We start from the raw sequence: 21,746 nt of genomic DNA on the forward strand, positions 1-21,746 counted from the left end.
AGACAGCAGGAAACTGCTATTTAATACTGCTCGCTTAATACATACTGCTCACTTAAAACTCAAATCTGATAACTGGTAACTGGTAACTGATAACTGATAACTGATAACTGATCAATGTCGATCGCTCTCAACGTTAACATCAAAGGTAATGGCTACCCGATCCTATGTCTGCACGGTCATCCCGGTTCGGCAGGTAGTATGTCTGTATTTACCGATCATTTTTGCCAACGTTGGCAAACCCTGGCCCCGGATCTGCGCGGCTACGGTAAAAGTCGTTATCGCCCGGATTTTCAGCTAGAAGAACATCTAGAGGATTTAATCGAGCTGCTCGATCGCCAAAAAATCCAGCAATGTTTAATTCTCGGTTGGTCTTTGGGGGGTATAATCGCACTGGAATTAGTATTGCGGCATCCCGATCGCTTTCCTGGTTTAATTCTCGTGGCCTCGGCCGCACGGCCTTGGGGTAGTCATCCTCCTATCACCACCACAGATCTGATTTTGACGGGGATGGCGGCAATTCTCAATCAGATTAAACCGGGATGGCGTTGGAATATTGATACTTTTGCCCTTCGTTCGCTGTTTCAGTACCTTTTTTCACAACATCAAGCGATATCCTATCAATATCTCGCTCAAGATGCTGTTACCGCCTACTTAGGCACTTCTCCAGCTGCTAATCGCGCTTTAAATCGGGCTTTAAAAAAAGGTTACAATTGTTTAAAATCTCTTGACAAAATCACAATTCCCTGCTTAGTTCTGGCGGGGGCAAATGATCGCCATATTACCAGTGCCTCGAGCCAAGAAACAGCCGAAAACCTGAAACTGTCTCAGTGGAAATGTTACCCAGAAACGGCCCATCTTTTCCCCTGGGAAATCCCCGACTTAGTTTTAGGGGACATTGATGCTTGGTTAGCGGAACATTTTAGCGATAAACTGGCAGAGTGAAGTGAAAACTACTGCCGTGGTCGGGGACACTATCCACCCAAATTTGACCGTAGTGGGCGCGAATAATCTTGCGACAGACCGATAACCCGATGCCATAACCTTCTTTACCCTCATCCCGTTTGAGACGCACATGACCCTCAAAAATATGCTCTTGTTTCTCTTCGGGAATGCCGGGGCCAGTATCACTGATGCTCACCTGTACTTTTTGAGTAGTACGATGAAGGACAGAAAGGGTAATTGCGCCGCCAGCGGGAGTATATTTGATCCCATTCTCCAAGAGATTAATAATCACCTGTCGGATTAACTCCTCATCAGCATAGACGGGGGGCAAATCTTGGGGGATATCGCTTTGGAGAATTAAAGTCTTTTCCTGAAAAGTATCGGTAAATTGAGACAAAATTTCCTGACAAAGACCTTGCAGATAAAATTTACTCTGGTGGAGAGTGAATTGCGCCGCCATGCTCTTAGAAGCTTGCAGAATATCTGTGATCAAACGGTTCATAATCCGGAACTGTTTGCGGGCCTGTTGGTGCAGTTGTTCTCGTAATTGCAGACTGCGCTCCGTATCCGGTTGATGATAGGCTAATTCGAGGGTTTCCACAGCGATGGAAGCAGCGGTGAGAGGACTGCGTAAATCGTGGGCCAACATAGCCAAAATTTGGTCTTTAAATTTTAATTGTTCTAATAATTCTTCCTTTTCCTGTTTAAGACGAAAAACCTCATCGGCAATGCGGATGAGTTCGCCCGAATGTTCTACCTCTTGAAGTTGTCCATCCTCAGCGTGATCATTTTTAATCTCCTCTTTAATCGCTTTTTGCCAGCGTACCAACCATTTTTTAAACTGTTCCACCAGATTACTGCCTGCGAGGGTATGGCGGGGGCCGGGGGCAATTTTGACCAAGGCGGGGGTAGCTACAAGGCGAAAATGTTCGACTAAATGAGGTTGCTGGCGAATTTCGATGATTTGTAGGTCAATTGGGTAATCAGACTGTAAAGACTGGAGATAGGACTGAATTTGACGGATAATTTCTTGAGAACTGGGACGGTCATCAACAAATAGCAAAAGTTGAATCGAGAGAGGCGTTGTCGTCTCTCTTCCTAAAGCAGTCAGTGGCTCGTTAGATGGGAGCATCGGAAAATTAGTAAACCTAGGGATTAACGGGATCGATCGATCGTCGATCGACTTTTATCATATTCTTTATTGTAGAAGCTTAAGATAGTATAAAATCTACTCAACCTAATCTTAAAGTTTTATTCCTTAATTCTAAGAAGAAATCCTATGGCTTTTGGCTATGTTGCCCTAGTTCTCCACGCGCATCTCCCTTTCGTCCGCCATCCCGAAAGCGATTACGTCCTCGAAGAAGAATGGTTATACGAAGCAATCACAGAAACCTACATCCCTCTCCTGCAAGTTTTTGAAGGTCTCAATCGGGATGGTATCGATTTTAAAATGACCATGAGCATGACTCCGCCTTTGGTGTCGATGCTGCGGGATCCGTTACTGCAAGAGCGTTATGAAGAACACTTAGGTAAGTTAGAAGAATTAATTGCTAAAGAAATCGACCATAATCAACATAATGGCCATATTCGCTACTTAGCCGAATATTACGCTGAATCCTTCCAAAGTATCCGACAAACTTGGGAAAAATACGATGGAGATCTGGTCAAAGCCTTTAAACAATTCCTCGACAGTAATAACCTAGAAATTATCACCTGTGGTGCGACCCATGGTTATATGCCCCTGATGAAAATGTACCCCCAAGCGGTGTGGGCGCAAATTGAGGTGGCCTGTCAACACTACGAAGAAAATTTCGGTCGTCGTCCCAAGGGCATTTGGTTGCCGGAATGTGCCTACTATGAAGGGGTAGAAAGAATGTTAGCCGATGCGGGCATTCGTTACTTCCTCGTCGATGGCCACGGTATTCTCTACGGTCGTCCGCGTCCCCGTTACGGCAGTTACGCGCCCATTTTCACAGAAACCGGGGTGGCCGCTTTCGGTCGTGACCACGAATCTTCCCAACAGGTTTGGTCTTCCCAAGTCGGTTATCCGGGGGATATAGTTTATCGGGAATTCTATAAAGATTTGGGCTGGGAAGCGGAATACGAGTATATTAAGCCCTATATCATGCCCAACGGTCAACGCAAGAATATAGGCATTAAATACCACAAAATTACTAGCCGGGACGGTGGTTTATCGGAAAAAGGGCTTTATGACCCCTACTGGGCCAAAGAAAAAGCCGCCGAACACGCGGGCAATTTTATGTATAATCGCGAGCGACAAGTGGAGAGTTTAGCGGGAATTATGGGCCGTCCCCCCCTGGTTGTTTCTCCCTACGATGCCGAGTTATTTGGTCACTGGTGGTATGAGGGACCCTGGTTTATTGATTTTCTGTTCCGTAAGTCCTGGTATGACCAAAATATCTACCAAATGACCCATTTAGCCGATTATCTCCGGTCTAACCCCCATCAGCAGGTCTGTCGTCCTTCCCAATCCAGTTGGGGTTATAAGGGTTTCCATGAATACTGGCTGAATGAAACCAACGCTTGGATCTATCCTCACCTGCACAAAGGCACGGAACGGATGATTGAATTAAGTCATCATGAAGCGGAGGATGAATTGCAGGAACGGGCTTTAAATCAGGCAGCCCGGGAGTTATTATTAGCGCAATCTTCTGACTGGGCTTTTATTATGCGAACCGGTACCATGGTTCCCTATGCTGTCCGGCGCACTCGTTCCCATCTGCTGCGATTAAATAAAATCTATGAAGATGTGAAATCCGAGAAGATTGACTCTGGTTGGCTGGAAAAAGTCGAGGAAATCGATAATATTTTCCCCAATATTGATTACCGTGTCTATCGACCTCTGTAATCTGGGTGAGTAGTATAGATAAAAGGGGGGGTTAGTTAATACCCCCCCGATTTGATTTTTTAGAAAGTTAAATTGGTATGCCTTGGGCTAATTCCGACTCTAATTTGGCCAGAATTTTGGGTTTAAGTTCCTCCAGTTTCTGTTTTAACGTCTGCTTGCTAATTTGCGGGCTGCCCACTGGAGCTAATTGACTATCTCTCACCCATTGCTGCAAAATTTGGCATTGATTGGCGGGAATATTAGCGGTGATCACATTTTCACAGATTGGGCCACCTTCGAGGGAGAAAAATAAAATCCAGTATTGACTGGTTTCGGCAAGGGTTTTGGTCATTTTTTGACCCTGGGGGGTTTTTAAGTCCAAATAACAGGGCAACCAGCGGGGTCCCTGTTGACGATGATAGAGGACAGTAATCCAGAGAATCATCGGGTGGGGTGTGGGTAAGAAGAGGAATTGATTATAACGGACACTAGCAACCCGGACGGGGATATCTTCTCGATCCAACATTACCCATAAACTGGCAAAAACGCCGTCGGCAGCCTTGATACAGCGTGGGAAGACGATTTTTTGGCGCGGTTTATCCTCGGGCCAAATGGATTTGAGACAGATATCCTTGGTATTCGCGAGAGCAAGATCGGTTCGATCTAAATCTTCAAGGGTTTTAGTTTTGGTGGTGTAATCGTCGATTTTTTTGACTATTTCACCGATACGATGCAATTTATTCGGTTGATTATTTTTGACTAGGGGTTCGAGTCGTTCGAGAAGTTGTAGTATATCTGTAACACTTTGCGGTCGATCGCTGGGTGCTTTGGCTAAACAGCGCAGGATTAACTGTTCTAATTCTGGCGGTAATTGCAAGCTAGGATTAAAGGGACGGGGTTTAGCGTGGTGGTGAACCTCATACCAACTGCCAAAGGAGGAATTATCGGGAAAAAAGGGCGTTTTTCCCGTGAGCATCTCGTACATCACGATCCCGAAACTGTAGATATCGGAACGATGATCGAGTTCTTTACCTTCCATCTGTTCTGGGGAACAATAGGCTAAGGTTCCCATAAACGATTGGGTTTGGGATTCTCCCGACTGGATGAGTTTAGCGATGCCAAAATCGAGAATTTTCACCAATTCTCCTAATCCTGAGTCCTGAATCACGATAATATTGCTAGGTTTGATGTCCCGGTGAATAATCGGACAGATCTCGCCTTGGAAGATAATACCCTTATGAGCGCATTCGATGCCGAAACAAATCTGACGGGTGAGATGAAAGAAGCGCGAGAGAGGCAGCGGGTGATATTTGATGATTTCTCCTATGCTTTCCCCCTGCAAAAATTCCATGACGTAGAAGGGGACTTCCTTTTCATCTATACCATAATCACGAACTTTAACAATATGAATACTTTTTTCGCCTAAAAGTGCCGAAATAGTTGCCTCTCGCTCGAAACGCTCACGCATTCTTTTGTTGAGGAGAGTTTGCGAGAGAAATTTCACGGCGACGGTTACGCCACCTAAGAGTTTATCTTCCGCTCGATATACTTGTCCCATGGCACCGCTACCGATCAACTCGACCAGTTGGTATCGATTGGCAAGCAGGCGCCGATGTCTAGATTCTGCCGACATAGCTAGTCTAACGTTTTAATTATAGTGAGTCTGATGGAGAGAGTTTCTTAAAGAACCGCTGCAATTCCTAAGTGATCAAGAGGACTTAACTCTAGAATGCCCTTTTTTTAGGCTAAAAACATGATTGTGAATATATATTGTCAGGCATTTTTAGCCATTGCCCCTAGCATAATTAATTTTTGGGGGTTGAAAAAAATGAAAAAACTAAGTATAAAATAACATAAAATCTCTAAATAAACCATTTAATTGATTTTCCTCCCTCCTGACTGCTGCCTACTGACTCCTAAACAACTAATACAGGCAAATCCCTAACCCGCGTAAAACTTTTTTGCCGCAAGTGACCGATCTGCGTAATAATTCTTTAATAAAGATTTGTAAACTTGAAAATGATTATCCTTTCGCAGCGCTAGAGATTTAATGAGACGACTAATTGCGATCGAAAAAGCTCTGCTCATCGGTCATATTGTATCGATGGCTTTTGGACTAGCCGGATTGTTGCTAGTTCTGCCCCATCCCGAATTTGTGGTCAATTTACCAGATTTTGGCAAAACCTTCTTTGCTTGGTCAATGGCTGGGGGGGGTGTGGTGTATATGGTGTTAGGAATGGCAGCCGTGGCTGTTTATGCCTATCGGACTCTAGGAGTGTGGCACTGGTTAGGATTCATGGTTCCTGCTATCAGTTTATCCCTTTGTAGCGAACTATTAGGAACCAGTACCGGCTTTCCTTTCGGTCATTATCGTTATCTTTCGGGCTTAGGTTACAAAATTGCGGGTTTAGTCCCCTTTACTATCCCCCTATCTTGGTTTTATCTCGGTTTTAGTGCCTATATCATCGCTCGTGTTGGTTTATCCACTCTTGCTATACCCCAGTGGCTACAAAATCTAGGATCGATCGCTATCGGGGCGGTATTATTAACTTCCTGGGATTTTGTCCTAGATCCGGCCATGAGTCAAACTACCATACCCTTCTGGATTTGGGAACAACCGGGGGCCTTCTTTGGGATGCCCTATGAAAATTTTGCCGGTTGGTTTGGCACGGGCTGTGTTTTTATGACGGTAGCCACTTTAATTTGGCAAGTGCAACCGGTGAAACTGCCAAGTCAAGATTTAACCCTGCCTTTTGTGATGTATTTGGGTAATTTTGGCTTTGCTACGGTCATGAGTATGGGTGCCGGTATTTATCCGCCGATTTTCTTAGGATTACTCACCGGTATTCTGCCTTTAACACTCCTCTATAATCGCGCCAAGGCTGTTGCTTCCGGGCAAACAGTGCCGACAAGCGAAGTAACAACCCTAAAAATCCCCGTTGTTTCGGTGAGAGGAGCCAAATAAGTTGTTAACTGAGATAATTCTCGGTGCATTCTGCCTGGGGCTACTGCTGTCTCAGGCTGTTGCCTTTTTTATCCTTCTTTCCCGTCTGCTAAAAGGGGCGCGTCGTCGTCCTCCCCTGACTCCCCAACCTCCCACCCCGGAGATGTTAGGGACGGTAAGCGTGATTGTGCCGACGTTAAACGAAGTGGCCAGGATTGACGGTTGTTTACAGGGATTGAGTCAACAGAGTTACGAAGTGCGAGAAATTCTGATTGTCGATAGCAATTCCCAAGATGGTACGCGGGAAAAAGTCAAGGAGATGGCGGCAAAAGACCCCCGCTTTCGCTTGAAAACCGATGATCCTTTGCCCCCCGATTGGGTAGGTCGTCCCTGGGCGTTACACAATGGTTTTTTGTTTAGTTCTCCTGAAAGTGACTGGATTTTGGGCATTGATGCCGATACCCAACCCCAAGCAAATTTAGTCGCTAGTTTAGTTAAAGCTGCGATCGCAGAAGGTTACGATTTAGTTTCCCTGTCGCCGCAATTTATCCTCTCCTATCCGGGAGAATGGTGGTTACAGCCGGCTTTATTGATGACTTTGCTCTATCGCTTTGATTCTGCCGGAGTGCGCGGGCAAGATCCCGAACGAGTCATGGCCAATGGTCAATGTTTTCTCTGCCGGCGGTCAGTTTTAGCGGCTTTAGACGGTTATAGCGGGGCAAAAGGTTCTTTTTGCGATGATGTCACCCTGGCCCGTCTAGCGGCGACGAAAGGCTATCGGGTGGGATTTCTCGATGGGGCGAAGTTGATTCGCGTGCGGATGTACGAAGGACTTAAGGAAACTTGGCGCGAATGGGGCAGATCTCTTGACCTCAAAGATGCCTCCTATCAGGGGCAATTATGGGGCGATTTAGCTTTATTAGCTCTTACTCAGGGATTACCGATAATTATCACCCCTTTACTGCTCACAGCTTTGATTTTTGGCTACGATTTCCTGAGTTTACAAATTGTCTTGACTTTAAACCTGCTGCTGTTATTGATTCGTTTTGCCCTTTTATTGGCTGTTTCTCCTAGCTACTATCGCGGCGAAAAAGTCAATCTATCTTCGGGATTATTTTGGCTATCTCCCCTCGCGGATCCGCTGGCAGTTATCCGCATTTTTATCTCTGCTTTTACCCGTCCCCAAAGTTGGCGCGGTCGATTGTATCAGTGAATTGGAAAATAAACATTGGGTGTATGAGGCTCCTCTAACGGTAGATTGATTCATGAATCAATCTACTATGAGAGCAAAAACCTGTACTCCTCTACTCCCTAGCTTACCTCATAAGCCATTAAGAGTAGCAAAAAAAAGAATTAGATTCGGAGAATGAATCAGCCCCAGTATTAAGGGGGAATTGGCACCCTCCTTATCAAGGGGGGCAGGGTAGGGTTGATTCATGAATCAACCCTACTATGAATCAACCCTAGAAGGCAGGGGGAGATCGAAGGCAAAATCTATCTTCTATGTAATTAGAACCACTTACTTAGAACAGCCTTAATTATACTAGCCTTTTCACTTAAAACCGAGGAATATGATTAAAAAGATGACGCATGACCACAAACTCCCAACAAAATAACGAATAGCCATAACCCTGCTGCTCCACCGTCCTCACCTGAGCTTGTAAACCCTTTAAGGAAAAATCAGGATTCCAACCCGCATATAAACCCACCCCCACCGGCACATACCGGGAAGCTGTCGCCAGTCCCGATCCCGAAAGACTTGCCGCCACCTGATTGGGAGTTTTCCGATAGATCTGTAAGACCACCTCATCCACAATCCCTTGACGCACCCAAGCCAACCAATTTTGATTATATTTATTCACCGCAAAAGAGTGAGGATTAGGCGAAAGACTCACCACCAACTTGGGATTAATCGCCTTGACATGATCGTGCAACTTGCGGGTTAAATTCGTTAAAGCTTGACTTTTATTACCAAAAACACGCGGAACCGCCCAATGATCATCTAACTGAATCCCCGCCAAATCTTTTTCTTTTAAAATATCTTCCATATTCCCCAAAAGATAGGCTTGTACCTGCGGATTCGCCGGATCTAACCAGACATTGGTTTCCACCACCGTCTTCCCTGCGGGCGTTTTTAATAGCCAATCCGGATGCTTTTTGGCAATGGGATCCTTAGGGGATAACATCAAACCATACTCAAACCAAGCAAATGGCTTCAAACCCTGCCGTAAAGACTCCTTAACCGCTGCCCTCCAGGGATTGCTCAACGGCGGCACAAACAACCAATTCGTCGGACGTTGGGAAGTCGGATAAAGTGTTCCCCCAAACCCATAAACACTAAAATACACCCGGTCATAACCCGATTGCGAAAGATGATTTAACACCTCATCTAAGGACGTAGTGTGATGTAACAATATCGTGCCAATATTGGTTAACCAAACCCCCTTCATCTGCTCATTTTCCACTGCCTTTCGGGGAGCCGCTCGGTGAGTAACCAACAACAAAAAAGCCACTCCAGCAACAATCCCAAACCTCTTTAGGTACTTGCTAAACTTAACCATGATTGCCGATTAATCCCACCAAGATATTTGATAATAGTATTATTTTAGTCCGATTTTTGATATTCAGTTCATCATCAGCAGGCCCTATTTAGTCATACTCAATCCGGTTATTAAAAACTGATTATCAGTGAACTAAAAAATAGATATCGGGTGTATTAGGCTCCCCTAACACACCCAGAAAAGATTTTAGGAAAAATTAACCGACGACGCAGAGAATATCCGATGCGTGACTAGCGGTATTCACTTTTTCATCCACATGGCTAATTTTGCCTTCTGCATCGATGATATAGGTGACGCGCTTAGAATAGCCACCCCCATCGACATCATAAGCTTTGGTGATAGCACCATCGGTATCTACTAGCAATTGGAAGGGTAAACTGTATTTTTCTTTAAATTGTGCATGGGAACCCTGGTCATCCCTGCTCACCCCGAAGACTACTATTTCCTTGTCTTGGTATTGTTCGTAGTTATCCCGGAAGCTTTGCGCTTGCTTGGTGCAGCCGGGGGTGTCATCTTTGGGATAGAAGTATAAAACTACGACTTTACCTTGAAAATTCGACAGGGAAACGGTTTTTCCAGTATCGTCGGTGGTGGTAAAGTTCGGTGCGATTGTTCCAACGGTTAAAGCCATAACTCCGATTCCTTTACAAAAGTTAATCTATATCGATCATAAGGGATGAGGGTCACAAACAGGGTGTGGGAATTATGAATTATGAATTGGGGAATGGGGAGAGGGGAGAAGAAGTCAGAGCATTTGTACTGAATTTCCTGATCAGTTTAAATGCAGTACAGCTTAGAAGACGAACAACAAACCTTTAGAATTTGTCTTAGGATAATATTTGTCAGCTAAGAGGGGGATAATATGGGGCTATTCTGGTTAAAGGTGAGAACTTTTGGGCAAAATATCTTAATTGGTTGGGGTTTAGTGCTATTAATCGGTTTTTATCACAGTATCAGCGCTAAATCTACCTCATTAATGATTGTTTATCCTCCCGATAATCATCAAACCACGGCCGCTAGAATCTTTTTTATTGGTTCTGCTCCTCCATCGGGTCAAGTTTTGCTCAATAATCAACCGATTCAACGCAGTGCTAAAGGATATTTTGCTCCTAGTTTTCCCCTAGAAGTTGGCGAAAATAATTTCACTATTCGCTATCAAAACCAAACTATTAATCGTCAAATAATTCGTCTAGATACTCAAGCAATTATTCCCCAAGGATTAGCTTTTGCTGATAACTCTCTCAGTCCTTCTGTCCATAAGACGAGGTTAGTGGGGGAATGGATTTGTTTTAGTGCGATTGCCACTCCCCAAGCTCAGGTTTCTGTGCAGTTAGGAGATAAAATCTTACCTCTTTTACCCCAAACTCAAACCACAAAACTGCCTAGTAATGCCGCAGTTTTAACTAATCTTAATCAAGCGAATTCCGAGGATAAAACTGGTTACTATCGAGGTTGTCAGCAGTTTAAGCAAGAGGCTAACTTAGGAAAACCTATTTTTACAGCACAATTAAATAATCGCTCGATTAGCCAACAAGGTCAAGGAGAAATTAACATTATTAGCGATCAAAATTTACCAGTGATTGAAATTATAGCAGACCAAGGAGTAGCTCGCACGGGGCCGGGTAGTAATTATTCCCGTTTAACTCCTTTACCCCAAGGCACGAAAGCGAGAGTCACCGGGAAAGAAGGGGATTGGTTACGGTTAGATTATGGTGGTTGGATTTTAGAGCGAGAAACCCGTTTAATAGTTAATGAAGTCCTAGATAATGCTAATATTCGTGGTCTCTCTTCTCGCAGTATCAATCAAGCAACAGAAATTATTTTTCCCCTCTCCCATCCTGTACCCATCGCCGTGAGACAAGAAGATGATAAATTTATTTTGACCCTTTATAATACCATTGCCCAAACCGATACAATTTTTCTGGTGGATAATCCTTTAGTTAGACGTTTAGATTGGCGACAAATTAACCCGACCACGATAGAATACACTTTTAATCTTAATCAAAAACAACAGTGGGGTTATAGTCTTCGTTATCAGGGGACAAATTTAATCTTAACCCTGCGTCATCCCCCGGAAAAAAGTGAAAATTTACAGGGCAAAGTTATTTTATTAGATCCCGGACACGGAGGTAAAGAAACTGGTGCTGTCGGTCCAACGGGTTACACGGAAAAAGAGATTAATTTGCTTATGTCTAAATTAATTAAACGGGAGTTAGAAAAATTGGGGGCAACAGTTTATTTAACCAGAGAAACTGACATCGACTTATCTTTACCGGCACGGGTAGAGATGATTAATAATCTGCAACCAACCCTAGCACTATCGGTTCACTATAATGCTTTACCCGATGATGGAGATGCCTTAAATACTAAAGGAATTGGCATATTTTGGTATCATCCCCAGGCAGCGGATTTATCGGTTTTTCTCCACGATTATTTAACCAAAAATCTTAACCGTCCTTCCTATGGAGTATTTTGGAATAATTTAGCTTTAACTCGGCCTTATAGTAGTCCTTCATTGTTATTAGAGTTAGGATTTATGAGTAACCCTCAAGAATTTGAATGGATTACCGATACTCAGGCACAAAAACAATTAGCGCAGGTTTTAGCCGCCGGAATTAGCCAATGGTTTCAACAATCTGGGGTAATTGCTTCCAGTTAAAATTTAATGGCAATCCGAGGGAGATAAGCTTAAATCTTTATGAAAAACCAAGCCCTAGCTGGAAAGCCAGTGATAGGATTTTATGGAGTCTTTATTTTAGTCTGAGGAAATTAAATCAAGTTCATGGAAAAAATGTTACCAGTGAACAGCAATCGGACAAAATAACTGCTAGATTACAAGGTATAGTCCATCACTCTCTGGTAGATATTCAAACAGCGATCGCTCTGTGAGAAAAATCTCTGGATTAGCCAACAACTAAAGATAGTTTACCTGAAAATTTCCCAACAATTCACGCCCTTATAGACAACTTGATCGCAGCCCCCCTTATTAAGGGGGGATTAAGGGGGGATCAAAACCACCTTATTAAGGGGGGATTAAGGGGGGATCAAAACCACCTTATTAAGGGGGGATTAAGGGGGGATCAATCTTCTATTTGATTAGAACTACTTACTTAAAAGTTAATTATTGCCATCAACAGATTCATCAAAATTATCTAGATTTAGCTGAAAAAGCCCACCTCAAGGTTGGGGTGGCCCAATTAAATCCCACTCCTGTTATTATTCTTCATATACCCATGACTAACTCTTTATATATCAGCACGACGGCAACGGGAAGCGGTAAAGCGTTAGTAGCTTTAGGAATTATTGACTTAATTCTCCGCAAAACTAATAAAGTTGCCTTTTTCCAGCCAATTGTTCTCGACTGTTCCGAAGGTCATCGGGACGAAGACATTGACTTAATCCTCAATTATTTTAAATTAGAACAAACCTACGAAGAAGCCTTCGGTTTATGTTACGAAGAAGTTAAGGATTTATTGGTACAACAAAAATTTGATGAAATCATTGAAAGAATTATCAAAAAGTTTAAAAACTTAGAAAAAAAATATGATTTTATCCTCTGTGAAGGTTCCGATTACCTGCAAGAAAATTCCGCCTTTGAATTTGAACTAAATACAGAAATTGCCAAAAATCTCGGCCATCCCATCTTAATATTAGGTAATGCCCACAATCGCAGTATCGAAGATGCCCTTAGTCCGATCCTGATTTCCTGCGACACCTACCAAGATAAAGGTTGTACGGTGATTGGGATTATTATCAATCAAGCTGAAGAGGAAAAAATAGAGGAATTACGGAAAACCCTGACTAAAATTTTTCCTCCCCAAGAATATGCCCTAGGAGTAATTCCCCATAATGCCAAACTTAGCAGCCCGCGAGTAGCAGAAATCGCCCAACAATTGCAGGCAAAAGTTCTCTACGGACAGCACAGATTAGATAGTTTAGCTAGTAACTTTCTGGTGGTGGCCATGCAGATGCAAAATGCCCTAGAGCGGTTAAAAGAAGATAGTTTAATTATCACTCCTTGGGATCGCGGCGATGTGATTATCGGGATGTTACAGGCCCACCAATCAGCCAATTATCCCCAATTAGCCGGTATAGTCTTAACAGCAGGTCATAACCTCAATCCTTCGATCGCCCGTTTAATTGAAGGTTTGCCCGATCCCTTACCGATTCTCTCCGTCACCACCGATACCTACACCACGGCCGAACGCATCCACCAAGTGCGAACCACCCTAACCTCGACGGACTACGATAAAATTAACCTCAGTCTGCAGCTTTTTCACAGTAACATCAATCTCGATCGCCTAGAAGCGCAAATTCGCACTTTGCGGACCCAGGGGATTACCCCGAAGATGTTCACCTATAATCTCGTACAACAGGCCAAAGCGCAAAAACGTCACATCGTTTTGGCCGAAGGGACTGAACCGCGCATCCTCCAGGCGGCCACAGTTTTAATCGAACAGGATATCGTCGATTTAACCCTCTTGGGACAACCAGACGAGATTGCAATGGTGATTAAAAAACATGGTATCACTCTCGATCTCGATCGCCTGCAAATTATTGACCCCGTGGCTAGTCCCCATTTTGAAAGCTATGTGCAGACCCTCTACGAAGCGAGAAAAGCCAAGGGAATGAATCTCGACATGGCCCGGGATTATGCTCAGGATGTCTCCTATTTTGGCACTTTAATGGTGTATCAAGGCGATGCCGATGGTATGGTATCGGGGGCGGTGCATACCACTCAACACACGATTCGGCCTGCACTCCAGATTATCAAAACTAAGCCCGATTGTGCGATCGTCTCCTCGGTCTTTTTTATGTGTCTAGAGGATCGAGTCTTGGTTTATGGGGATTGTGCGGTCAATCCCGACCCCAGTGCCGAGGAATTAGCCGAAATCGCCCTATCTTCTGCTGAAACTGCCCAAAAATTCGGAATCGAACCGCGAATCGCCCTGCTTTCCTATTCTTCGGGTCAATCGGGCCAGGGAGAAGACGTGGAAAAAGTACGACAAGCGACCAAAATCGCTAGGGAAAAACGCCCCGATTTGAAGCTAGAAGGGCCGATTCAGTACGATGCGGCCGTGGATAGGGAAGTAGCCGCCCAAAAAATGCCGGGGTCAGAGGTAGCGGGCCAAGCGACGGTGTTTATTTTTCCTGACCTGAATACAGGGAATAATACTTATAAAGCCGTGCAGCGGGAAACGAAAGCTTTAGCCATCGGTCCAATCCTACAGGGATTAAAAAAACCCGTCAATGATCTCAGTCGCGGTTGTACCGTTCCCGATATTATCAATACGGTGGTAATCACAGCAATTCAATCCCAATCTTTTTGATTTATCAGTTAGAAAACGGGTTTCTTTGAGAAACCCGTTTTCTAGAGCTTGTTATGCTTATTTCCTCCCGACCGGGCCGAAGCGGGAATCAAAACTATAATTAGAATGATTAAACCCCAACCATAACCCCGCCTCGATAGCCGATAACCGATCGCTAAACATGGATCCATCTTTCGCCCTTACTCTGCAAATTGTCATCACTGTGGTGGCGGGGATTACAGCCCAAGTCATTGCCGAATACCTGAAAGTTCCCAGTATTGTTTTCCTGCTCATTTTTGGGATTGCTTTAGGGTCCGATGGTTGGGAAATTTTACACCCCCAAAGTCTGGGAATTGGTTTAGAAGTCCTTGTTGCTCTCTCTGTGGCGATTATCCTATTTGAAGGCGGTTTAAGCCTGAGCGGACGGGAATTAGGGCGAGTTTCTGGCAGTTTACGCAATCTTGTCACCCTCGGTACTTCCATCACTCTCATCGGTGGCGGTATGGCAGCCCACTGGTTGGGGGAATTTCCCTGGCCGATCGCATTTCTTTACGCTTCTTTAGTGGTGGTAACTGGTCCGACAGTGATCGGGCCTTTGCTGAAGCAAGTAGCCGTAGATCGACGGGTGGCGACGCTTTTGGAAGGGGAAGGGGTATTAATCGACCCTGTGGGCGCAATTTTAGCCGTAGTGGTGCTAAATACGATTATTGATAGTCATTCCCGCCCCATGGAAATTATCACCGGTTTAACCCTGCGTTTAGGCATCGGGGCGGCGATCGGCATTGCTGGAGGCGGATTGTTAAGTTTTATTATAAAAACTTGCAATTTTCTGACTTTTGAGTTAAAGAATCTCGTGGTTTTAGCGGGAGTCTGGGGATTATTTGGTTTATCGCAATTTAGCCGCAGTGAATCGGGGTTAATGGCGGTGGTAATGGCGGGAATTGTCCTAAAAGCGGCGGCTGTTCCCGATGAGCGGTTATTAAGGCGTTTTAAGGGTCAATTAACGACTCTTTGCGTGTCGGTACTGTTTATTTTACTAGCGGCGGATCTTTCGATCGCCAGTGTCATCGCTTTGGGTTGGGGCAGCGTCCTGACGGTGTTAGTCTTGATGCTGGTGGTACGTCCCCTAAGTGTGGCTCTGTGTACCCTAAAAAGTGACCTAAATTGGCGACATAAGTTATTTATCGCTTGGGTTGCCCCTAGGGGAATCGTTTCTGCCTCCGTAGCTTCTTTATTTGCCATTTTACTCACCCGTGCCGGTATTAATGGCGGTGAAGCGATCAAAGCTTTAGTCTTTTTAACAATTTTAATGACCGTTTTTATTCAGGGATTAACGGCGCGGTGGGTGGCAAAAGGGCTAAAAATCACTTCTTCTGCGGCAACAGGGGCAGTAATCGTCGGTTGTAATCCCCTAGGTCGCTTAATCGGCTGTTTATTCCAAGAACAAGGGGAAAACGTGGTTTTAATCGATACGGATGCTGCGGCCTGTCAGCAAGCAAAAGAAGAGGGTTTGACGGTGCTGCAGAGTAGCGCACTTGATACAAAAATACTGCAAGAAGCCGGCATCGAATCCATGGGGACTTTTCTGGTTTTGACTAATAATAGCGAGGTTAATCTGGTTTTAGCCCAAAGAGCCAGCGAGGAATTTCATCCTCCCCGGTTGTTGGCTGCCTTTGCGGGAACCCCCAACCCAGATAAAAATAAGGTTAATCAGGTTTTTCTCCCTAGTTTTTCGGTCAAGGAATGGAATCAGTATTTAGACGATAATCAGATTAAATTAGGTAAAACTATCTTTAAAGCCGATGATTTGAGCGAACAACAAACCAGATTAACTAAATTAATCGAAAATGGTGAACTGCTGCCCCTACTATTACGTCGCGATAATTCCCTACAGGTAGTAACAGAAAGGGAAGAATGGCGCACAGGAGACGAATTAATCTATATTCTGCGCGATTTACGCCCACAACTGCTTAAACGTCTTTCTGGCACTGTCAGAACCCGTTTATCTTTAGAAATCTTACCCGAAGTGGAAATCGCCACCAGTAGATAACTTGAGACTGTTCTATACTATTCAGTGGATTTAACGGGTTCAGGGCTTAAAATAAGCAACTGCCGACCGACGTTAGATTTAGCGACACCTAGCAGTACGGGATGTTCAGTTTTGGGGGCATCTTGGGGTAAAGCACGAAAAAGGTACAGCCATCCCCCTCTTTCCAGTAATAATCGCCAGACGCGATCTTGCTCCGTATCGGTTAGGTTGCGCTGTTGAATAATGCGGGCTAAATTAGGATCACCAATGAGACTCTGCTGATCTTCGGGCGTTAGGGCTTCAAAAAGGGGCTGATTGGGGTCAAGATCCCCTGCTTCTTTACCTAAAATGAGCAGTTCCTTGGCACTAATCAGGGTGACAACGGGGAGAGTAGAAGTGGGATTCACCGCATCTCGACGGGCATCCTTTAAACCTTGATCCCGGGCAAGATGGAAGATGAGTAAGAGAATCCAACTCAGGAGAATCAGTTCTGAGACGAGAGGAAGGGTTAACTGACGCTGAAAGCGGGGACGAGGAGCATAGGGTATTTTTCGGCGATTGCGTTGGTTTTGTCTTTTCAGTTGCCAATTTTTTAGTCTAGTGAGCCACTGTTGATATTGCCAGTGAAGGAAAGCAAGACAAAGGGTGGAAAGCTGAAAAAGTATAGGAATCAGAAGGGCAATAATCAGGGTGTTAGCAATACTTTGAGGCGTACCAAAGAATACTTGAAGAGGGAGTAATAAGAAGGATTCAACCGGAAAATCGAGGCTGGTAATACCGAGTTGGTAATAGGCAAAGTATGCCCAACGATAGACCCAACCTGTATAGTACAATCCCGCACCAATGAGACCGGCGGCACTGGCAAGATTGAGGAGAATCGTCGGGGGAGAAGGAGTCGTCACAGGGGGCTACTAACGCTAAAAAAGAACGCTAAAATTAAAGTTATTATAGATGATCATTGTAGGGCGAGTTATGGTCAGACGTTTAGAAATTATATCTGGTATAGCTTTAGTTTTTTTGGGATTTTTGACTGTTTCTAGTATCGCTCAAGCACCCACCCTCGAAGCGGCTTTACCACGATTAGCAAATATTACGTTACACAATGGCAGAGATTATAAGGGGGTGACGTTAACTCGGTTCGATCGCCCTCAGCGTCAGATTTCTTTTAAGCAAGGGGGTAAGGAGTTTAATCTACCCATTGCCCAAGTGACACAATTAACCTTAGAGGGAGAAACCATCATCAGTATTCCCGAAAACCCGATAATTGTGATTCAGGGAGAGGACAAGCGATGTGGTTCGGTTTATGCTCTACCGCGCCGTTTTGAGCATTTGAGTTTGGTGGAAAAGCAAAAGCGTAAGCAGGTAGAGATTAACTTATCAGATTTGCCTCCAGAGATGCAAAGAGAGTTAACTCAGAAAGGGGCTTATGGTTATGTCTTGAAACAGTTAGAATTTGCTAATGGCGAGTTAAAAGCTGCAGGAGTGGTGCGTTGCCGGGCAAATTAATCACCAAAATTATGTCAATAAAAATCAGTATCAGGATTTTTAGGATTAAGGGATTAACAGGATTAGGTGACTTGTGAAAAGTCTATAATTAAAGGATGCAGGGAATAGGACACCCACCCCCAACCCTATCCTGAAAATCCTCCAATCCTCAAAATCCTGATACTGGCATTATGGAATTAGACGAAATCACCTATAAAATTATTGGTTGTTGTATGAAAATCCATCGAACACTGGGAAATGGGTTTCAAGAAGTCATCTATCAAAGATGTCTCGATATTGAATTAGGAAAAACAGGATTAACCTTTGAAAGAGAAAAAGAACAACTTATCTTTTATGAAGGAATACAAGTCGGAACAAGACGCGCTGATTTTACCGTAGAAGGAAAAGTCATTGTCGAATTAAAAGCGGTAATTCGCCTAGAAAATGTCCATCTTGCACAAGCAAAAAATTACGTCGTTGCTTATAATTTTCCCGTTGGTTTATTAATCAACTTTGGCGCAACCAGTTTAGAATACAAAAAGATATTTAATAATAGATAACAAATATCAGTATCAGGATTTAGAGGATTAAGGGATTAACAAGATTAGGTTATTGGCGAGGAGTACATAATTAAAGGATCATAAAGAACATTATATCTATCCTGAAAATCCTCAAATCCTCAAAATCCTGATACTGGCATTGAGGATTAAGGGATTAACAGGATTAGGTTATTGGCAAGGAGTACATAATTAAAAGATACAGGGAATAGGACACCCACCCCCAACCCCATCCTGAAAATCCTCCAATCCTCAAAATCCTGATACTGGCATTGTTGAGATAATATAAAGAATCATTTGAGTCTGGCGAGGGGAAGCAATGAAGACAGGTTTAGGGATCTTACTCAGTCTACGGCTAGTCGTAACAGCGCCGCATTTGACGGTTATGGCTTCCCCCCTATTGGTGCAGACGGATTTACGTCAAGAAGCAGATCGGTTACTTCAAGAAGGTGCTGAACTTTTCCAATTAGGAACGTTAGAAGGCTATCAAGGGGCATTAGGGAAGTGGCAACAGGCATTAAAGCTTTATCAGCAACTCGACAGCAAATCAGAGCAAGCATTAGTCCTCACCAGTTTAGGGCGTATCTATTCAGATTTAGGAGAAAAACAAAAGGCTTTAGACTACTACCAACAGGCATTACCCTTATCGCGGGCAGTAGGGGATCGCTCCGGGGAAGCCACTACTCTCAATAATATTGGTCTTGTCTATTCTGATTTAGGGGCGAAACAGAAGGCATTAGACTACTACCAACAGGCTTTACCCTTAACACGGGCAGTAGGGGCTCGCTCCGGGGAAGCCGATACTCTCAATAATATTGGTCGTGTCTATTCAGATTTAGGGGAGAAACAGAAGTCATTAGACTACTACCAACAGGCTTTACCCTTTAGACGGGCAGTAGGGGATCGCTCTGGGGAAGCCACTACTCTCAATAATATTGGTGCTGTCTATGATGATTTAGGAGAAAAACAAAAGGCTTTAGACTACTACCAACAGGCATTACCCTTAAGACGGGCGGTGGGAAATCGCTCTGGGGAAGCCACTACTCTCAATAATATTGGTCTTGTCTATTCAGATTTAGGGGAGAAACAGAAGGCATTAGACTACTACCAACAGGCTTTACCCTTATGGCGGGCAGTGGGTGATCGCTCTGGGGAAGCCACTACTCTCAATAATATTGGTGGTGTCTATTCTGATTTAGGGGAGAAACAGAAGGCATTAGACTACTATCAACAGGCTTTACCCTTAAGACGGGCGGTGGGAAATCGCTCTGGGGAAGCCGTTACTCTCAATAATATTGGTCTTGTCTATCGGGATCAAGGAAAACCAGAAGTGGCGATTAACTCTTTGGAAAAATCCGCCAATCTGATTCTAGATCTACGACGGGGAGTTAGCCGTTCCTTGCGGGCAACTTTCCTAGAAAGTGAGCGCGGGACAAGCATCGCCCTAGTGGATCTCCTCATTCGCCAGAATTCCCCTCAGAAAGCCTTTGAATGGGCAAATCTCAGCACCACCTTTGACCTAGTGGATTACGATCGCCTCGCGGGAACAGAAGGACAAGTACAAAATCCCGTCGCCAATCAAGCCTATCAGGAGTGGAAAGCACAGGCACGGCAACTGGAAGCCCTGCGCCAAGAATTACAAACCAACTTCAGCGACACCCTCTCCCAACAAGTCCGGCAACAAGAAGCCGCCCTCAGCGAACAAGCGGAAATCCTTGTGGAAAAATACCCCGAATTAGCCGATTTACTGGAAATTACCCCCACCGACCTCGCCCAACTGCAAGCCAATCTACCTGCTAATACCACTCTCCTCCAACCCGTCCTACTCACAGGGATAGATAACGTTGATACCGTTGCCCTCTTTATCCTCACCCGTACCACCCTTAAGGTTCAGCAAGTTCCCGTCCCTAAAGATATTAATGAGCGTCTGCAACGCTACGCCAGTCAACTGGAAAGCGACCTAGAAATCGTCGATCGCGCCCTCAGTTCCCAACTCTATGACCTGCTGATTCGTCCCATTGAAGCCCAAATTGCCCCGAATCAAACCCTGGCCATCATTGCCACGGGTGCTTTGCAAAGAATCCCCTTTGAAACCCTCTACGACAACCAAACTCAACAGTATCTCCTGCAAAAATATCCCATTCACTACCTCACCCGTCTGAGTAAAGTGCAGCCCCAACCCACGCCGAAAGTCAATAATCCTAGTGTCCTCGTCTTTGCTAATCCCCGTCCTACCCAAGTCGAATTAATCGGCACAGAAGCTCAAGCGGATTTTCTGCAAAAAACCTATGCCAACAGCCAAATCTACAAACACCAACAAGCCACCCTCGACACCTTTTTAAGCCAATCGCCTCGGTTTCCTATTCTGCACTTAGGCACTCATGGTTGTTTCCGTCCAGAGGGGTGTCCTAGCCTAGGCATGAAAGCGAATACCCTGCTGTTTGCCAACAAGAGAGAGTATGAACTCAAAGATGCCGTGAAACTGGGACTGCAAAACACCGAACTGATTACTATTGGCGCTTGTGAAACGGCGCGGGAAGTGGATGAAGTCGGTTTGGCGGGTTTGGCCTATGTTTGGGAAAGAGCGGGGGCGAAAACTACCCTCGCCAGTCTTTGGAATGCCACCGATTTTGTGCAATATTCCCAACAAAACAGCCCAGAATTGCCCACGGCGGCGATTTTAAATCAATTTTATGCCAATTTACAACAGGGCATGACCAAAGCGGAAGCCCTCCGTCAAGCAAAACTCGCCCATATTGACCTTCATCCTTTCTTTTGGGCGGCGTTTATCCTGATTGGAGATGGTCAAGCGGTGGGAGCAAGTGGCAGGTAGCAGGGAAGCTTTTTTTGGCTCTATTGTCAGCTTAACTCAACCCCACATCCGTCCGATAGTCAGAGGAAAAGCTGGAAAACCCGTAGAATTTGGGGCCAAATTCTCAGCAAGCTGTATAGATGGTTACATATTTTTAGACCGGATTAGTTGGGATAACTTTAATGAATCGGGAGATTTAAAAGCACAAATAGAAGCTTATTATGACTATACAGGATACTATCCAGAATCAGTTCATGTG

Annotated in this window: 16 protein-coding genes and 1 pseudogene; 12 read left to right on the forward strand and 5 right to left on the reverse strand. The window is 44.6% G+C overall.

Features of this window, described 5'->3' with window-relative positions:
• Window positions 1-114 precede the first annotated feature (114 nt).
• On the forward strand, window positions 115-942 hold the full coding sequence (locus O9323_RS12910; protein WP_288125242.1) for an alpha/beta fold hydrolase: 828 nt from the start codon (window positions 115-117) through the stop codon (window positions 940-942).
• Here O9323_RS12910 and O9323_RS12915 read toward each other — a convergent pair.
• Entirely contained in the window at window positions 920-2,074 is a 1,155-nt protein-coding gene (locus O9323_RS12915; protein WP_002755527.1) for a histidine kinase, read from the reverse strand. The two genes, O9323_RS12910 and O9323_RS12915, sit on opposite strands and share 23 nt — an antisense overlap.
• Window positions 2,075-2,221: 147 nt before the next feature.
• On the opposite strand from O9323_RS12915, the gene O9323_RS12920 reads away from it, so the two are divergent.
• Complete coding sequence (locus O9323_RS12920) at window positions 2,222-3,811, forward strand: glycoside hydrolase family 57 protein (protein ID WP_002732339.1); 1,590 nt, start codon at window positions 2,222-2,224, stop codon at window positions 3,809-3,811.
• Between the two features lie 67 nt (window positions 3,812-3,878).
• On the opposite strand, the gene O9323_RS12925 is transcribed toward O9323_RS12920, so the two are convergent.
• On the reverse strand, window positions 3,879-5,423 hold the full coding sequence (locus O9323_RS12925; protein ID WP_288125243.1) for a serine/threonine protein kinase: 1,545 nt from the start codon (window positions 5,421-5,423) through the stop codon (window positions 3,879-3,881).
• A 417-nt stretch (window positions 5,424-5,840) separates the two neighbouring features.
• Here O9323_RS12925 and cruF point away from each other — a divergent pair, with 417 nt between their 5' ends.
• Both cruF and cruG read left to right on the forward strand, forming a co-directional pair.
• A complete protein-coding gene (cruF, locus tag O9323_RS12930; protein ID WP_002755523.1) occupies window positions 5,841-6,755 on the forward strand; it encodes a gamma-carotene 1'-hydroxylase CruF in 915 nt (304 codons plus the stop codon).
• Between the two features lies 1 nt (window position 6,756).
• Entirely contained in the window at window positions 6,757-7,947 is a 1,191-nt protein-coding gene (cruG, locus tag O9323_RS12935; protein ID WP_288125244.1) for a 2'-O-glycosyltransferase CruG, read from the forward strand.
• A gap of 343 nt (window positions 7,948-8,290) precedes the next feature.
• Here the strand turns inward: cruG and O9323_RS12940 are convergent, their stop codons facing one another.
• Both O9323_RS12940 and O9323_RS12945 read right to left on the reverse strand, forming a co-directional pair.
• Entirely contained in the window at window positions 8,291-9,295 is a 1,005-nt protein-coding gene (locus tag O9323_RS12940) for a glycoside hydrolase family 10-like protein (protein WP_288125245.1), read from the reverse strand.
• A 196-nt stretch (window positions 9,296-9,491) separates the two neighbouring features.
• Window positions 9,492-9,926: a peroxiredoxin gene (locus O9323_RS12945; RefSeq protein WP_016517263.1), complete on the reverse strand. Its 435-nt coding sequence runs from the start codon at window positions 9,924-9,926 to the stop codon at window positions 9,492-9,494.
• Between the two features lie 231 nt (window positions 9,927-10,157).
• On the opposite strand from O9323_RS12945, the gene O9323_RS12950 reads away from it, so the two are divergent.
• The 4 genes from O9323_RS12950 to O9323_RS12965 all read left to right on the forward strand — a co-directional run bounded on the left by O9323_RS12950 (window position 10,158) and on the right by O9323_RS12965 (window position 16,654).
• Window positions 10,158-11,954: an N-acetylmuramoyl-L-alanine amidase family protein gene (locus O9323_RS12950; protein ID WP_149107709.1), complete on the forward strand. Its 1,797-nt coding sequence runs from the start codon at window positions 10,158-10,160 to the stop codon at window positions 11,952-11,954.
• Complete coding sequence (locus tag O9323_RS12955) at window positions 11,918-12,184, forward strand: hypothetical protein (RefSeq protein ID WP_193979982.1); 267 nt, start codon at window positions 11,918-11,920, stop codon at window positions 12,182-12,184. Before O9323_RS12950 ends, O9323_RS12955 begins: the two co-directional genes overlap by 37 nt.
• Before the next feature lie 344 nt (window positions 12,185-12,528).
• Entirely contained in the window at window positions 12,529-14,625 is a 2,097-nt protein-coding gene (gene pta, locus O9323_RS12960) for a phosphate acetyltransferase (protein ID WP_288125249.1), read from the forward strand.
• A 160-nt stretch (window positions 14,626-14,785) separates the two neighbouring features.
• Entirely contained in the window at window positions 14,786-16,654 is a 1,869-nt protein-coding gene (locus O9323_RS12965) for a cation:proton antiporter (protein ID WP_288125246.1), read from the forward strand.
• 17 nt (window positions 16,655-16,671) lie between these two features.
• Here O9323_RS12965 and O9323_RS12970 read toward each other — a convergent pair whose 3' ends face one another.
• Complete coding sequence (locus O9323_RS12970; protein ID WP_123230124.1) at window positions 16,672-17,535, reverse strand: hypothetical protein; 864 nt, start codon at window positions 17,533-17,535, stop codon at window positions 16,672-16,674.
• 70 nt (window positions 17,536-17,605) lie between these two features.
• On the opposite strand from O9323_RS12970, the gene O9323_RS12975 reads away from it, so the two are divergent.
• The 4 genes and pseudogenes from O9323_RS12975 to O9323_RS12990 form a co-directional block, all read left to right on the forward strand.
• On the forward strand, window positions 17,606-18,139 hold the full coding sequence (locus O9323_RS12975; RefSeq protein WP_288125247.1) for a hypothetical protein: 534 nt from the start codon (window positions 17,606-17,608) through the stop codon (window positions 18,137-18,139).
• Window positions 18,140-18,309: 170 nt separating this feature from the next.
• Entirely contained in the window at window positions 18,310-18,678 is a 369-nt protein-coding gene (locus O9323_RS12980) for a GxxExxY protein (RefSeq protein WP_002755507.1), read from the forward strand.
• A 316-nt stretch (window positions 18,679-18,994) separates the two neighbouring features.
• Window positions 18,995-21,508, forward strand: a complete 2,514-nt coding sequence (locus O9323_RS12985) for a CHAT domain-containing tetratricopeptide repeat protein (protein ID WP_288125248.1) — start codon at window positions 18,995-18,997, stop codon at window positions 21,506-21,508.
• A gap of 22 nt (window positions 21,509-21,530) precedes the next feature.
• Window positions 21,531-21,746, forward strand: a pseudogene (locus O9323_RS12990) (IS5/IS1182 family transposase); the annotation flags it as partial.

Origin of the sequence: Microcystis sp. LE19-131.1A (genome assembly GCF_027532015.1) — a bacterium.
Classification (GTDB): Bacteria; Cyanobacteriota; Cyanobacteriia; order Cyanobacteriales; family Microcystaceae; genus Microcystis; species Microcystis ichthyoblabe_A.

What these genes read in the sequence shown, in the direction of transcription:
- O9323_RS12980 (WP_002755507.1), top strand. Translation starts at nt 18,310, where the DNA reads ATGGAATTAGACGAAATCACCTATAAAATTATTGGTTGTTGTATGAAA.
- O9323_RS12975 (WP_288125247.1), top strand. Translation starts at nt 17,606, where the DNA reads ATGGTCAGACGTTTAGAAATTATATCTGGTATAGCTTTAGTTTTTTTG.
- O9323_RS12915 (WP_002755527.1), bottom strand. Translation starts at nt 2,074, where the DNA reads ATGCTCCCATCTAACGAGCCACTGACTGCTTTAGGAAGAGAGACGACA.
- cruF (WP_002755523.1), top strand. Translation starts at nt 5,841, where the DNA reads ATGAGACGACTAATTGCGATCGAAAAAGCTCTGCTCATCGGTCATATT.
- O9323_RS12985 (WP_288125248.1), top strand. Translation starts at nt 18,995, where the DNA reads ATGAAGACAGGTTTAGGGATCTTACTCAGTCTACGGCTAGTCGTAACA.
- pta (WP_288125249.1), top strand. Translation starts at nt 12,529, where the DNA reads ATGACTAACTCTTTATATATCAGCACGACGGCAACGGGAAGCGGTAAA.
- O9323_RS12955 (WP_193979982.1), top strand. Translation starts at nt 11,918, where the DNA reads ATGGTTTCAACAATCTGGGGTAATTGCTTCCAGTTAAAATTTAATGGC.
- O9323_RS12950 (WP_149107709.1), top strand. Translation starts at nt 10,158, where the DNA reads ATGGGGCTATTCTGGTTAAAGGTGAGAACTTTTGGGCAAAATATCTTA.
- O9323_RS12965 (WP_288125246.1), top strand. Translation starts at nt 14,786, where the DNA reads ATGGATCCATCTTTCGCCCTTACTCTGCAAATTGTCATCACTGTGGTG.
- O9323_RS12910 (WP_288125242.1), top strand. Translation starts at nt 115, where the DNA reads ATGTCGATCGCTCTCAACGTTAACATCAAAGGTAATGGCTACCCGATC.
- O9323_RS12940 (WP_288125245.1), bottom strand. Translation starts at nt 9,295, where the DNA reads ATGGTTAAGTTTAGCAAGTACCTAAAGAGGTTTGGGATTGTTGCTGGA.
- O9323_RS12925 (WP_288125243.1), bottom strand. Translation starts at nt 5,423, where the DNA reads ATGTCGGCAGAATCTAGACATCGGCGCCTGCTTGCCAATCGATACCAA.
- O9323_RS12920 (WP_002732339.1), top strand. Translation starts at nt 2,222, where the DNA reads ATGGCTTTTGGCTATGTTGCCCTAGTTCTCCACGCGCATCTCCCTTTC.
- O9323_RS12945 (WP_016517263.1), bottom strand. Translation starts at nt 9,926, where the DNA reads ATGGCTTTAACCGTTGGAACAATCGCACCGAACTTTACCACCACCGAC.